At 63.0% G+C, this 13,441-nt stretch carries 10 protein-coding genes; 5 read left to right on the plus strand and 5 right to left on the minus strand.

Annotated elements, in window-relative coordinates; all coding sequences use genetic code 11:
- Positions 1 to 26 precede the first annotated feature (26 nt).
- Both ACQ4MS_RS10660 and ACQ4MS_RS10665 read right to left on the minus strand, forming a co-directional pair.
- Complete coding sequence (locus ACQ4MS_RS10660; protein WP_431099476.1) at positions 27 to 821, minus strand: class II glutamine amidotransferase; 795 nt, start codon at positions 819 to 821, stop codon at positions 27 to 29.
- Between the two features lie 105 nt (positions 822 to 926).
- Entirely contained in the window at positions 927 to 1,118 is a 192-nt protein-coding gene (locus tag ACQ4MS_RS10665) for a 4-oxalocrotonate tautomerase (protein ID WP_431099477.1), read from the minus strand.
- Positions 1,119 to 1,422: 304 nt separating this feature from the next.
- On the opposite strand from ACQ4MS_RS10665, the gene ACQ4MS_RS10670 reads away from it, so the two are divergent.
- Together ACQ4MS_RS10670 and ACQ4MS_RS10675 are read left to right on the plus strand one after the other, a co-directional pair.
- Positions 1,423 to 2,787 (plus strand): zinc-binding metallopeptidase family protein, encoded by a 1,365-nt coding sequence (locus ACQ4MS_RS10670; RefSeq protein ID WP_431099478.1) that lies wholly within the window; start codon positions 1,423 to 1,425, stop codon positions 2,785 to 2,787.
- Between the two features lie 144 nt (positions 2,788 to 2,931).
- A complete protein-coding gene (locus ACQ4MS_RS10675; protein ID WP_431099479.1) occupies positions 2,932 to 3,267 on the plus strand; it encodes a hypothetical protein in 336 nt (111 codons plus the stop codon).
- A 210-nt stretch (positions 3,268 to 3,477) separates the two neighbouring features.
- Here ACQ4MS_RS10675 and ACQ4MS_RS10680 read toward each other — a convergent pair whose 3' ends face one another.
- The 3 genes from ACQ4MS_RS10680 to ACQ4MS_RS10690 all read right to left on the minus strand — a co-directional run bounded on the left by ACQ4MS_RS10680 (position 3,478) and on the right by ACQ4MS_RS10690 (position 9,502).
- Positions 3,478 to 6,033, minus strand: a complete 2,556-nt coding sequence (locus tag ACQ4MS_RS10680; RefSeq protein WP_431099480.1) for a DUF1631 family protein — start codon at positions 6,031 to 6,033, stop codon at positions 3,478 to 3,480.
- A gap of 468 nt (positions 6,034 to 6,501) precedes the next feature.
- Positions 6,502 to 8,730, minus strand: coding sequence for a malate synthase G (locus ACQ4MS_RS10685; RefSeq protein WP_431099481.1), 2,229 nt, complete (start codon positions 8,728 to 8,730; stop codon positions 6,502 to 6,504).
- Positions 8,731 to 8,794: 64 nt separating this feature from the next.
- Positions 8,795 to 9,502 carry a haloacid dehalogenase type II gene (locus tag ACQ4MS_RS10690; protein ID WP_431099482.1) on the minus strand — a complete coding sequence of 236 codons (708 nt, stop codon included), beginning with the start codon at positions 9,500 to 9,502 and terminating at the stop codon, positions 8,795 to 8,797.
- 252 nt (positions 9,503 to 9,754) lie between these two features.
- Between ACQ4MS_RS10690 and atzF the strand changes: the two genes are divergently transcribed.
- The 3 genes from atzF to ACQ4MS_RS10705 are packed head-to-tail and all read left to right on the plus strand — an operon-like array spanning position 9,755 to position 13,373.
- The gene (gene atzF, locus ACQ4MS_RS10695; protein ID WP_431099574.1) at positions 9,755 to 11,452 is read left to right on the plus strand and encodes an allophanate hydrolase; all 1,698 of its coding nucleotides are present in this window, start codon (positions 9,755 to 9,757) and stop codon (positions 11,450 to 11,452) included.
- 60 nt (positions 11,453 to 11,512) lie between these two features.
- Positions 11,513 to 12,532, plus strand: a complete 1,020-nt coding sequence (locus ACQ4MS_RS10700; protein ID WP_431099483.1) for an ABC transporter substrate-binding protein — start codon at positions 11,513 to 11,515, stop codon at positions 12,530 to 12,532.
- Between the two features lie 4 nt (positions 12,533 to 12,536).
- Positions 12,537 to 13,373, plus strand: coding sequence for an ABC transporter permease (locus ACQ4MS_RS10705; protein ID WP_431099484.1), 837 nt, complete (start codon positions 12,537 to 12,539; stop codon positions 13,371 to 13,373).
- Positions 13,374 to 13,441: the final 68 nt, after the last annotated feature.

The raw sequence follows: 13,441 nt of genomic DNA on the forward strand, positions 1-13,441 counted from the left end.
CCGGTTGCACAAGCGGGCTGCTGCTGTCAGGCGGCGATAAGCGCGCCGCCTTCAAATACCTTCAATTCCCCCGGCGCAAATGACGTCCAGGTTTCGTTGGTGGTCAGTGGCGCCGTGACCACCACGGCGACTCGGTCGGTCGGCCTGGTGTGCTCGGCAAAATTCACACTCACCTCTTCGTCGCTCAGCGTGGCATGCGCAAAGGGATGCTTGCGCTCCACGTAATAGAGGTGGGTGGAAGCGTGTGCCCACAAGGCCTGTCCGTTGCTGAGCAGAAAGTTGAAGGTGCCGTGGGTGGCGATGCGGGCAGCCAGCTCTCGCAGCGTGATGCTCAGCTCCTGCACGCTGGGAACGCCCGCGTGCGACTTGGCCAGTTCCTGCATGATCCAGCAAAAAGCACGCTCGCTGTCGGTGGTTCCCACGGGCCGGAAGCTGCCGTGCAGGCGGGGCGAAAAGTCCTTCAGGTCGCCGTTGTGCGCGAACACCCAATAACGGCCCCAGAGTTCGCGCACAAAGGGATGGCAGTTCTCCAGCGCCACACGTCCCTGCGTCGCCTTGCGGATGTGCGAGATGACGTTGCGGCTCTTGATGGGATAGCGACTGATGAGCTCCGCCACCGGTGAGCTGCAGGCCGGCTGGTGATCGACAAAATGGCGCAAGCCGCGATCACTGCCGCCGGCCACGCTGTCGTCACCCTCAAAAAAAGCGATACCCCAACCGTCGGCATGATGGTCCGTGTGGCCGCCGCGCTGCGCAAAGCCGCGAAAGCTGAAGGTCACGTCCGTGGGGGCATTGCAATTCATGCCGAGTAGCTGGCACATGTCAGTTAGGTCCCTGCTTGTCGTTGTGAGTTGTCGAGGGTGCCGGTTCGGCGGCCACCGGAGGCCGAGGCCGTCTGCGGTAACGCCGGCCAGGGCGGCCCGTTGTCAGTCTCTTGGCTCTGACCAGAGCTTGCCTCCGGTGGCCCAGTTTTCGCGCTTGATGTCGGTGATCAGGATGTCCACTGAGTCAGCCTGGCCGCCGAGGATTTCGACGCTGACGCGGGTAATGGCCTCAACGAGCTTTTTTTTCTGCTCAATGGTCCGGCCTTCCATCATTTCGACGTGGTAAGTGGGCATGGTGTCCTCTGGAATGAAGTTGAAGTGATTGATTGGGTTGAATACAGGGTTTTGCGCATGCTGAAAGCCAGGCTGGCAAAAAGGTCTGACGACCCGATGATAAAAGCAAGAAGGCGTTGACGGTTTGTCGGTATACGCTGACAGGAGAACGGGCACCGCCGCCGGCGCCCTGCCAGCCCCGGCATGGGACACTTGGCCCGGGATGGTTGCCGCCAGAGCTTCAGCAAGCCGTGCCGCCACTGTCCCGAATTCCCTTGACCTGCCTGTGCCACATTTGCAGGCCTCCTTCATCCGGGCAAGCCACTTGTTTTTCATCACGCCATCCAGATCCACCGACCAGCCCCTGCCGTTGCTGGCCGGCCGCAACTACCGCTGCCAGTGCGGGCAGCCCGTCTTTTTTCGCAACAGCAAATGCCTGGCCTGCGGTACACCCCTGGGTTATGACTGCGAGCGCGGTCTCCTGCTGCCGCTGATGCCGGGACCGCTGGAAGGTACCTGGCAGGAATGGCAGGCAGGCGGTGCACCGGCGGCCGCACCCTCAGGCGACACCCCACCGCCCTCGCTCGAAAACATCCCTGGCCAGGAGTCTGCAGCGGACCTTGGGCCTGCGGTTGCCTCCGCCGACGCCGCTGAACCTGCCCAGACCGTGGCCACCGAAAATGGCGAGCCGCTTTACAAGCGGTGTCTCAATCTCTCGACCCCGGCGTCCTGCAACTGGCTCGTGCCGGTAGGGGACCCTGCGGACATGTGCCGCGCCTGCCGGCTCAACCGCACCATTCCGGACCTGACCGACGCGGCCCTGCCCGACAACGGCTACCTGTGGGGGCGGGTCGAGCTGGCCAAGCGCCGCCTGGTGTCCTCACTCATCCTGCTCGGCCTGCCGGTGGCGTCCCGTATGAGCGAAGACACCGAACGCGGCCTGATGTTCGACTTCCTGCGCTCGCCGGTGAACGGCCCGCACATCATGACCGGCCACAACACCGGGCTCATCACACTCAATGTGGACGAAGCCGACGACGCCAAGCGCGAGGCGGTGCGCAAAGCCATGCGCGAGCCTTACCGCACGCTGCTCGGGCATTTTCGCCATGAAGTGGGCCACTACTACTGGGACCGCCTGATTGCCGGCACGTCCTGGATGGATGGCTTTCATGAACTTTTCGGCGATGAAACCCTGGACTACAAGGCCAGCCTGCAGCGCAACTACGACGAGGGCCCACCTGCCGACTGGCCGCTGCATTACGTCAGTGCCTACGCCAGTACCCACCCCTGGGAGGACTGGGCCGAGTGCTGGGCGCACTACCTGCACATGCGCGATGCCATTGACACCGCGTTGAGCTTCGGCCTGAGCGTCGACCACTTCGACCTTGAGTTCACGCCCTTCACGATAGACGCGCTGTACCAGCCGGAGCATCCGGAGGCCGAGCAGTTCCTGACTTTCCTGAACCATTGGACGCGGCTGACCACCATGCTCAACGAGATGTCGCGCAGCATGGGCCAGCCTGACTTCTACCCCTTCATCCTGCCGAGGAAGGCGGTGGCCAAGCTGCACTTCATTCACCTGGTGGTGTCGTCAGGCAACTGGCGGCAAGAGCAGGGTTCCGCGGAAGAAAAGGAAACGGAAAAGGAAAAGGAAGAAGAAGTGAAAGAATCGCGGCAACAGCAGGGGTAAGGCCTGATTTTTAGATAAAAAGAAGCTTACGCCCCATCAAAGCGGGCGCGAGCAGCTATCTTTTTTATAGCAACTGGATCGCGATTGAGCAAGGTGCGATGCGTTAAAGTCGGCGAAGTACACACCCTTCATGCCCGTCGATTCATGCCCACCCGACCCAGAGGCCACCACTACAGCGTCTACGTGATCGAGCTCGGGCCCGAAGTGTGGAACGTGGCGCGCTTTCGCCGCGCCAACCCGGACTACCTGCTGGGCAAGCCATTTGTGTATGTGGGCATGACCGGGCTGGATCCGGATGTGCGCTTTGACAAACACAAGGCCGGCATTCAGTCCAACCGTTTCGCCCATGATTTCGGTGTGCGGCTTTTGCCTCAGCTGTACGAGATGTACAACCCCATGCCGTACGACGCCGCGCGCGACATGGAAGTTGAACTGGGCATCGCCCTGCGCGAGGCGGGTTATGGTGTGTGGCAAGCCTGAGCAAAGCTGCGCCAGAATGATGATTCAAGTACGTTTTCCGCCGTCGCGCACGAGGCTGGGCCCGCAGGCGCAGCGGGAGATTGCGGGAGATCGGACCACGCGCTCATCGTGTTTTTTCATGGCACTTTAAGCGGCACCGTGGCCGTGCGTTGCGATTCCATGCCATGCGGGGACGCGGGGCGGCAAGCCACTTCGCGCGGCCGGCTATTTTCAGATCGGTTGGGATTCCGGGTGCGCAGTGGTTGCGACGACTTCCGAAGCGACCGCATCAAGCGCCTGTGCCACCACGCCCTGGCTGTCCACGGGCCTGAGCAGGCGTTCGCGGATCAGTCGCTCGCAGCTGCGCTTGGTCATCGAATGGGGCTGGCCGCCATGGCTTACAAACATGAACAGCGTGCCTTTGGTGCTGGCCCAGATCAACTGGGCGCGCAACCAGCGGCGCCTGGAATACAGATCCACCCAGTGACCGGACCGCAGGCTGAGCAACAGGCGTTCGGCATCGCTTTGGGCCATGGCCGGTGCGGCGCCGGCGGAGCCTGCCGCCTCGGCGAGGTATTCCCCGTGGCTGGAGTCGGGCTCACTGGCAGCTTGCATGGCTTCTAGCGGCAGCCGCTCATCGTCCTCAAGCGGGGCGAGTTCTCCAGGAACAGTAGGCAGGGTGTCTTCAAAACCTGCAGCATCCAGGTCATCGCGCGCAAGCCAGGGGTGCGCGGCGGCCTTGGCCAGGCGCTGTTCGGGCGTGGCCGAATCTTCTTCGGGCTCCAGCGGCATGGCACCCGATTCTTCGGCATCGCGCCGGCTTTTCAGGCGGCGCAGCTTGAGCACCGGCCGGTGCAACGCCATCAGGCCCTCAAAAAATGGCTCGCTCTCGCGCGGGTCCTGCCCCAGAAGCGCCAGCCCTTCATGCAGCTTGTTCAGAAGGCTGGGAATCATCTCGATCAATTTGGCCGGGCGTTTCAGAGTGACTTCGCGCTTGACGCTCCAAAGCAGGTCGGGCACTACCGAACCGAAACCCATCGGGTCCACCTGGTTACGCGTGTCAGAGAGCCTGGCATGCGCCATCGCCAGCGCCCAGGGACCGAACAGGAAGTCCAGTATCAGGCCCGGAACTTTGTCCAGGTCCGAGCGCGTGCTCAGCTCAAAGGCGATCTGGTCCGCCTGCGTCTGGCGCTCCTCGGCAAAACGCAGGGCCTGCAGGACATTGTTGCGGTTTTCCGCCTCGAGCTGGTCCTGCTCATCCCAGCCGTATTCCAGTTCGGCCAATGCTATGGCGAAAGGCTGGGCGTCTTCAATCGTGAGGCTGTTCAGTCCGTTGAACGCGCGCGTGACAGGCTCAAAAAACGCCAGGAACTCAGGGCTGAATTCGTCGTTGTATTTGAAGCTGCGCTGGGCCACGCGCTCCATGACACGGCGCCCGGCGTGGCCCTCGTCGCTGAAAAAACGCGGATCCACCATGGCCAGCCGCAGCAGCGCAGGCTCCAGGGCCACAATAGCCTCCCGAACCGGCACCAGCAGGCGCGGGTCTTGTGCGACCTGGTTGACCAGTTTGCGTACCACTTCCAGGCCCAGCACCTGGCCGACCTGCTTGGCTTCTTTTTTGAGCTGCGTCCGAACGATCGCCCGCTCGCGGGGGCGGGCGTAAGAACCCCAGACCTGCGGGCTGAGCTGGCTGCGCTCATCGATCATTCTCTGCGGGCGATCTACTGCTGGCAGGTTCTGGTATTCGTGCGACGGCGTTGTTTGCGATTCGCCCAGCGGCGCGCCGGAAGAGTCGGGCGCTTCCTGCAGGGCGGCCAGTTCTTCCTCGACCGTTTCGTAATACGACGGTGCCAGCCCGTGATGGGCGTTGCTGCCGCCATGGAACAGGAAATCCTGGAACAGTTCGTCACGGATCTCATAGTTGGAGAGATCGGCATACTGCGGGGGGGGCTGGTGGCGGCGGGATTCTTCCGCGCCTCCCGTGCCATGGCCCTCTCCGTTTGCGCCGCCAGCACCGTCACCTGCACCTCCGTTGCTGGAGCCACCATGGCCACCACCGCCCTTTGCCCGGCCCGTCGCCACGCTCGCCGGGGTTTGCAGCACACGGTAGCTGGCGCCTTGCACATTGGCCAGCTCCAGCTGGTTGACCAGGCGCTCGTAGACCTGCTTGAGTTCGCGCCCCAGGGGGTCGGCCAGGTACCTGAGCCACAGTGACACGATGGACGGGCCGGCACTGCTTGCACCTATCATTTCACGCAGGGTTTGCGCAAACACTTCGGGCCGAAGCGGATTGAGTTCCGGACGTACGTTAGGCAGCCCCTGCACGGTGCTGATCAGCTTGTTGAGTTCGGCGAGAACTTGGTCAACCGCCGGCAGCACCAGCTGCAGTAACCGCGACGATTCAATGGCCTGGGACACGTCATCGTCATCAACAAGCGCGAAATTCGCATAAGACAGCGCGGCAAAGGCGCTGGATGAGGCAGCAGCCGATGCAGCGAGCTGGTCTGCCGATGCTGTGGGCGTACGTACTGCCTGCGCCGCCATGGCGACATTCGCCTTGAAATGCACCATCAGGTCTGCCGGGTACTGTGCGCTCCAGGCGGGTTTGTTTTTTTGCAGTTCCCGCCAGGCGGTTGCCAGTTCGTCGCGCTCGGCCACTTTCTGGCTTTGTGATTCGGCAATCTGCAGTCCCGCCACGGCGTCATCAATGCACCGTTCCAGCGCAGGACGCGCTGCTTTGGCAGCCGCCTGAAGGCAGGATTGAAGAACGTCAGGTTGCGAAGCCATCGGGGATTTCGGGAGAATTGGTATTAATCACATTTTGCCGGCCAGCTTGCAACCTATCTATGGCCGGAGAAGGGGGAGACGCTAGCGTAAGGGCCAACCGGGATTTCATTGGAGGACTTGCAAAGTGTTTCATTTGGTTTCCAATGCGTACATTTGAATTACATCGCTTCCGCCGGGATCGGCCGGTAACCACCGTCTAAATCCCGTGAAAGAGCAGGGGCCGGCAGGTTTTTGAGCCTAGCGGCGTATGTAAAGGTCAGTTTGGCGCAACACATCGGTAACGCCTGGGATTCCTACGAAATCCTTACCACGGCAGGCAGCGACCGGACGGTCGGCGCTGCCGGCCGCTGAATTTAAGCGTATCCGGGTTCTGGGCCCAATTTTATTGGGCGGTATTGCTATCAAAAAGCTAGCAACAACACATGAAAAGATGCTGATATCCCGTCCAGGGCCGCAGGCCTGGCGGGCTCACAACCCTGCTTTGACCTTCAAACGCCAGGCATGCAGCAGCGGCTCGGTGTAACCGCTCGGCTGCTCCAGGCCCTTGTAGACGAGGTCGCAGGCGGCCTTGTAGGCCGCCGAGGTGTCGAAGCTGCCGGCCATCTTTTTGTACAGCGGGTCGCCGGCGTTCTGGCCGTCGACCACGGCGGCCATGCGTTCAAAGGTTTCCTTGATCTGCGCCTTGGTTACCACGCCGTGCAGCAGCCAGTTGGCCATGTGCTGGCTCGAAATGCGCAGCGTGGCACGGTCTTCCATCAGGCCGACGTTGTGGATGTCGGGCACTTTGGAGCAGCCCACGCCCTGGTCGATCCAGCGCACCACGTAACCGAGGATGCCCTGGGCGTTGTTGTCCAGCTCCTGCTGGATCTCGGCGGGCGTCCATTTCGCGTCGGGCGACACGGGCACCAGCAGCAGCTCGGGCAGCAGGCGGGCGATTTCGGACTTCAGGTCGATCTTCTTCTCGATGTCTTTTTGCACCGCCGCCACGTTGACCTGGTGGTAGTGCAGCGCATGCAGCGTCGCGGCGGTGGGCGACGGCACCCACGCGGTGTTGGCGCCGGCCTGCGGGTGCGCGATCTTGGCTTTAAGCATGTCGGCCATCAGGTCGGGCATGGCCCACATGCCCTTGCCGATCTGGGCGCGGCCGCGCAGGCCACTGGCCAGGCCCGTCAGCACATTGCTGCGCTCGTAGGCGCTGAGCCAGGGGCTGATTTTCATGTTGCCCTTGCGGATCATCGGGCCGGCCTGCATGGCGGTGTGCATCTCGTCGCCGGTGCGGTCCAGGAAGCCGGTGTTGATAAACGCCACGCGGCTCGCCGCGGCGGCGATGCAGGCTTTCAGGTTGACGCTGGTGCGGCGCTCTTCGTCCATGATGCCGAGCTTGACGGTGCTGTCGGGCAGGCCCAGCACTTTTTCGACGCGGCTGAAGAGTTCGGCGGCAAACGCCACTTCGGCCGGGCCGTGCATCTTGGGCTTGACGATGTAGACCGAGCCCTTGCGCGAGTTCTTGATGCCTGCCTTGCCTTTGCGCTTCAAATCATGAATGGCAATGGCGGTGGTGACGACGGCGTCGAGAATGCCTTCAGGGATTTCTTTCGTGCTGCCGTCGGCGGCGGTGTACAGCACGGCCGGGTTGGTCATCAGGTGGCCGACATTGCGCACGAACATCAGCGAACGGCCGTGCAGCACGACGGGTTTGGCTTTGGCGCCCTTGGGCGAAATGTATTCGCGGTCGGGGTTCAGGCCGCGGGTAAAAGTCTTGCCGTCTTTGGTCACGCTTTCGGTCAGCGTGCCCTGCAAAATGCCCAGCCAGTTGCGGTAGGCCAGCACCTTGTCGTCGGCGTCCACCACCGCGACGGAATCTTCCAGGTCCATGATGGTCGACAGGGCAGCTTCCACCACCAGGTCGCTCACGCCGGCTGCGTCAGTCTTGCCGATGGGCGTGCTGCGGTCGATGCGGATGTCCAGGTGCAGGCCGTTGTGCTGCAGCAGCACCGACGAAGGCGCTGGCGCCTTGCCCTGGTAGCCCATGAACTGGCTGGCGTCTTCCAGCCCCGTGCTCTTGCCGCCTTTCAGGCTGACCACCAGCTTGCCGCCCTTGACCGCGTAGCCCGTTGAGTCGATGTGCGAGCCCTTCTTGAGCGGCGCGGTGCGGTCCAGCACGTAGCGTGCGTATTCAATCACCTTTGCGCCGCGCACCGGGTTGTAGCCTTTGCCCTTGGTGGCGCCGCCTTCTTCGGAAATCACGTCGGTGCCGTACAGCGCGTCGTACAGGCTGCCCCAGCGCGCGTTGGCGGCGTTCAGCGCATAACGCGCGTTCAGGATGGGCACCACCAGCTGCGGGCCGGCCTGTTTGGCCAGTTCGGCATCGACATTGCCGGTGGTGATGGCGACCTTCTTAGGCGGCCTGACGAGGTAGCCGGTTTTTTCGAGGAAGGCGCGGTAGGCCTTCATGTCGGCGATGGGGCCCGGGTTGGCCTTGTGCCAGGCGTCCATGTCGGACTGCAGGCGGTCGCGCTCTGCCAGCAGGGCGAGGTTCCTGGGCGACAGGTCGGCCACGATGGCGTCAAAGCCTTTCCAGAAAGCGCCGCTGGCCACACCGGTGCCTGGCAACACTTCATCTTCAATGAAGCGGTAAAGATTGGTGGCGACCTGCAGGCGGTGGCTGGCAGTGCGTGCGTTGCTTGTTGTGTTCATGGTGTGGTCCCTTTTTCAATAACTCAGTAAAACAAAATCGAAATCCGGCATCGCCGGGGTGAAATCAATGCAGCGGCAGCGAAAGCACGTCGCGCAGGCTGCTGCCGGTGTAAGCGGGCTGCGTGCCCAGCTCTTCAAACGGCAATTGGTAGCGATTCACCCAGAGCGTCTGGTAGCCATACCAGGTAGCCGCCAGCGCGTCCCAGCTGTTGCAGCTCACAAAGCCGATCTGTTTTGCGTCCAAGCCGGTGGCCTTGGTGCCGAGTGCATAGGCCTCGGGGGCCGTTTTGTATTTGCGGATGCTGTCCACGCTGATCACATGGTCCAGCACGCCTTCGAGCCCCGCCGATTTGACGGCCACGTTCAGCATGGAAGGGTCGCCGTTGGAAAGGATGCCAGTTACGATGCCGCGAGCCTTCAGGGCCTGCAAGACCTCGCGGTTCTCGGGGAAAGCCGACAGGTGGCGGTACTGGTTCATCAACTGCTCTTCCTGGATGGCGCCAAGCTCCAGGCCCAGGCGCTTGCAGGCATAACGCAGGCCCGCGCGTGTGAGGTCCCAGAACGGTCGGTAATGAGCGCCGCCGTTGCTGGTGGTCACCAGGCGCGTGTATTCAATCTGTTTGTCGCGCCACAGCACACCCAGCGCATCGCCCTTGCCCGGAAACAGTTGCTCTGCCAGCAGGCCCACGCTGTACACGTCGAACAGCGTGCCGTAGGCATCAAACAGCACGGCGCGCAGTTTGGTGTTCGGGCTGGAGCGGGGCTTTTCCATAGGCCTCTACTGTATTTGATACATCGCGCGCGATTAATCACCGTGATATCGCTTTATCCATGACATTCATCCACCTAATTGACCGCCGAGCGGGTATTTCAGCGCTTTCCTCGTACCGGCGGGGGTCTGGTGGTGATTCTGCGAATTGGCATAGCTCTTGCATCTCGTCTTGTACACAAGTATGGATGCTTTCAATTGGTGCATATCTCTTCACTGCTGAACTCTGCCGAGCCGTCGGCTGCGCCTGAAGGCGTGACGGCTTCCGCAGGCCAGGGTGCCGCCTGGGCGCCCGAGGCCTGGATCACGAAGACGCAGTCTTTCCCGCCCGGCGTTAACGGCGCCCTGGTGGGCCTCTCATTTGCGGCCAAAGACAATATTGATGTGGCGGGTGTGCCGACCACCGCCGCCTGCCCTGCCTTTGCCTACACCCCTTCGGCGCACGCCGCCGTGGTGCAGAAGCTGCTCGATGCGGGTGCGCAACTGCTGGGCAAAACCAACCTGGACCAGTTCGCCTGCGGCCTGAACGGCACGCGTTCGCCGTATGGCGCCGTTCCCAACGCGATCAACCCCGCCTATATATCAGGCGGGTCCAGCTCGGGCTCAGCCTATGTAGTGGCGACGGGGCAGGCCGACTTTGCGCTGGGCACCGACACGGCCGGCTCGGGGCGCGTACCGGCGGGCCTGAACAACATCGTGGGCCTGAAGCCGTCCAGGGGTCTCATCAGCGCGCGCGGCGTGGTGCCGGCCGCGCAGAGTGTCGATTGCGTGTCGATCTTCGCGCGCACTGTAGCGACGGCTGCACGAGTGCTTGAAGCGGCGATGGGCTACGACCCGCTGGATCCGTATTCGCGCAAGCTGGCAATGGCCGAGTCAGCCCTGCCGGCGAAATTCCGTTTTGGTGTGCCTTCGTCACTGGTGTTTTACGGTGATGCCCCGGCGCAAGGCGCTTTCGAAGAGGCCGTTGAGCGCATGAAAGCCCTGGGCGGAACGCCTGTCGCGATCGACTACGCGCCGCTGGCCGAAGCCGCAGGCCTGCTGTATGAAAGCGCCCTGGTAGCAGAGCGCTACACCGCAGTGCGTGACTTCTTCGATGCGCATGAAAACGAAGTGATCGAACCGGTGCGCAGCATCATCGGCGCCGGCCGCCAGTACAGCGCGGCGGACCTGTACGCGGCCCAGACGAAACTGCGCGCACTGGGCCAGCAGGCAGCTGCGATGTGGCAGGACATCGATGTGCTGCTGCTCCCCACAGCACCCACGCACTACACGCTGCAGGCCATGCAGCGCGACCCCGTCACGCTGAACCGCCACCTGGGCGCCTACACCAACTTCGTCAACCTGCTGGACTACGCGGCACTCTCGGTGCCCAGCAGCCTGCGGCCCGACGGCCTGCCTTTCGGCATCACGCTGGTGGGCCTGGCGGGCAGCGACTGGCAACTGGCTGAGCTGGGACAGCGCTACCACCACGCCGCCGGCCTTCCGCAAGGCGCACTGAATGAGGCACTGCCCGCACCCCAGGCCTTGCCGGGCATCCGGCCGGCGGCCACGGTGAAGGTAGCCGTAGTGGGCGCGCACCTTTCGGGCATGCCGCTGAACAGTCAGCTGACGGCGCGCGGCGCCACCCTGGTCGCTACCACACACACCGCACCCGATTACCGCTTCTACGCTCTGCCTGGCACGGCGCCGCCCAAGCCGGGGCTGCTGCGTGTGGCCGCCAATGAAGGCGCGCGCATCGCGCTCGAAATCTGGGAGATGCCGGTGCAGCACTACGGCTCCTTCGTGGCGCTGGTTCCCGCGCCCCTGGGCATAGGCACGCTGGCGCTGGAAGACGGCAGCAGCGTGCAGGGCTTTGTCTGCGAAGCGCACGCACTGCAAGGCGCTAAAGACATCACGCACCTGGGTGGCTGGCGCGCGTATATCGAATCCCTCAAGTCCGCCGCGCCGTCCTGAACCCAACGCTCACACACCCCGTTTACCGACCTTTCCATTCATCACCTGCAGGAGCATTTCATGAAGACCGTTCTCACACAGACATCCGCCCCTTCCGGCCCGGCACGCCGAATCCTGCTCAAGACCACGGCCGCCGGCGCCGCATTGGGGCTGTTGGGAATGCCCGCGCTCCTGCGCGCGCAGACCGGGCCAAAAATCCGTATCGGTTACTGGCCCATCGCGGCCGGCTTGCCCTTCTACTCAGCCATCGAGCTGGGCTACTTCAAAGAGGCCGGCCTGGATGTTGAACCGCTGAAGTTCGCCGGCGCGCAGCAAGTGATGGAGGCAGTGCTCTCGGGCCGCGCTGACGGCACCGCCAATGGCACCGGCTCGGCCAATATCGCCATCGGTGAGATCGCCCAGCCCGGCACCTTCAAGATCTTCTGCTCCAACCCGAGCAATGTGAAGAACGTGCTCGACGAAGTCATCGTGCCGGCGGCCAGCCCGGCCAAGGTCATGGCCGACCTCAAAGGAAAACGCATCGGCTCCGGTCCCGGCATCCAGAACGTGACGCTGGCCAAGACCGTGCTGGAGCGCGGCGGTGCCACCGGCGCAACCGTGGTCGAGCTGCCCATCGGTCAGCATGTGGCCGCGCTCGCTGCGGGGCAGATCGACGGCGCCTACACACTGGAACCCACCGGCACCATAGGCCGCATGAATGGCACCACCCGGGTGCTTGAGGCCGGCGTGATTGCGCGCTACGTGCTGGGCGACCCGATGGCGCCGTGGTTCGGTGGCTCGGCTTCGTTATCGTCGGACTTCATCAAGAAGAACCCCGATGCCGCCAAAAAATTCGTTGCTGCTTACGGCAAGGGCGTGGCCTATGTGCGCAGCAAGTCGGTCGAGGCGCGGCAGTACCTGAAGGGCTACACCGCCATCGAAGGCCCGCTCACCGGCGAAGTGCCGCTGGCCGCGTACATGATGTACAACGAGTTCACGCCGGGTGACGTGGCGCACTTCCAGAAGTTCTTCGACCTGTTCTCCGAAAAAGGCATCTTCAGTTCACGCCTGATGGTGGACTCCATGCTTTACAAGGGGTGACCAAATGATCACCCCCGCAACCGCAGTGCCTGCTGCCAAACCCTGGGCGCCACCTGCCTCGGCCCCCGCAGCCGCTGTGCAGCGCAAGCCGGCGCTGGACAAGGCCCTGCCTTTCATCGGCCCTGTGGTGCTCTTCATCATCTGGGACCTGGTGGTGCGCCTGGGCTTCATCAAGGCCATCTTGCTGCCGCCTCCCATTGACGCGCTGGGCGCGCTCCTCAGTGGTCTGGCCGGCGGGCCACTGCTGAAAGATTTCGCGGTCACCGTGTGGCGCACGGTGCAGGCTTTCATGATCGCTGCGGCGGTCGGCATGCCGCTGGGCGTGCTGCTGGGCAGCAACGAAAAGGCCTACCGCAGCGTGGAGTTTTTGATCGACTTTTTCCGCTCCACACCGTCCTCGGCGCTGATCCCGCTGTTCCTGATGATTTTTGGCGTGTCGGATATCAACAAGGTCGCGATTGCCGCCTTCGGCGCGCTGCTGATCGTGGTCTTCAATAGTGCCTACGGCGTGATCAACGCGCGCAAGCAGCGCGTCATGGCGGCCAAGGTCATGGGCGCCTCGCGTTGGCAGGTGTTCAAGGACGTGCTGATCTGGGAAAGCCTGCAGCCGAGTTTTGTCGGCCTGCGTTCGGCGGTGTCGATGGCGCTGGTCATCGTGATCGTCGCGGAAATGTTCATCGGGGCTGACACCGGCCTGGGCAACCGCATCATCAATTCGCAGCAGGTCATGAATGTGAAGGACATGTATGCGTCCATTCTGGCCGCAGGCGCTCTCGGCTATGCGCTGAATATCCTGTTCCTGGTGCTTGAGCGCCGTATCGTGCACTGGAGTGGCAGATAAATGGCCCCCACGCTTTTCACTTCGTGTAATGCGCTGCCCCCCGGGGGGGCCGCTGCGCCTGCGGCCCG

This window comes from Polaromonas aquatica, assembly GCF_050626995.1.
GTDB lineage: Bacteria > Pseudomonadota > Gammaproteobacteria > Burkholderiales > Burkholderiaceae_C > Polaromonas > Polaromonas aquatica_A.

Coding starts and splice junctions, on each gene's coding strand:
- ACQ4MS_RS10685 (WP_431099481.1), bottom strand. CDS start 8,730: ATGAACACAACAAGCAACGCACGCACTGCCAGCCACCGCCTGCAGGTC.
- ACQ4MS_RS10705 (WP_431099484.1), top strand. CDS start 12,537: ATGATCACCCCCGCAACCGCAGTGCCTGCTGCCAAACCCTGGGCGCCA.
- ACQ4MS_RS10700 (WP_431099483.1), top strand. CDS start 11,513: ATGAAGACCGTTCTCACACAGACATCCGCCCCTTCCGGCCCGGCACGC.
- ACQ4MS_RS10675 (WP_431099479.1), top strand. CDS start 2,932: ATGCCCACCCGACCCAGAGGCCACCACTACAGCGTCTACGTGATCGAG.
- ACQ4MS_RS10690 (WP_431099482.1), bottom strand. CDS start 9,502: ATGGAAAAGCCCCGCTCCAGCCCGAACACCAAACTGCGCGCCGTGCTG.
- ACQ4MS_RS10665 (WP_431099477.1), bottom strand. CDS start 1,118: ATGCCCACTTACCACGTCGAAATGATGGAAGGCCGGACCATTGAGCAG.
- ACQ4MS_RS10660 (WP_431099476.1), bottom strand. CDS start 821: ATGTGCCAGCTACTCGGCATGAATTGCAATGCCCCCACGGACGTGACC.
- ACQ4MS_RS10680 (WP_431099480.1), bottom strand. CDS start 6,033: ATGGCTTCGCAACCTGACGTTCTTCAATCCTGCCTTCAGGCGGCTGCC.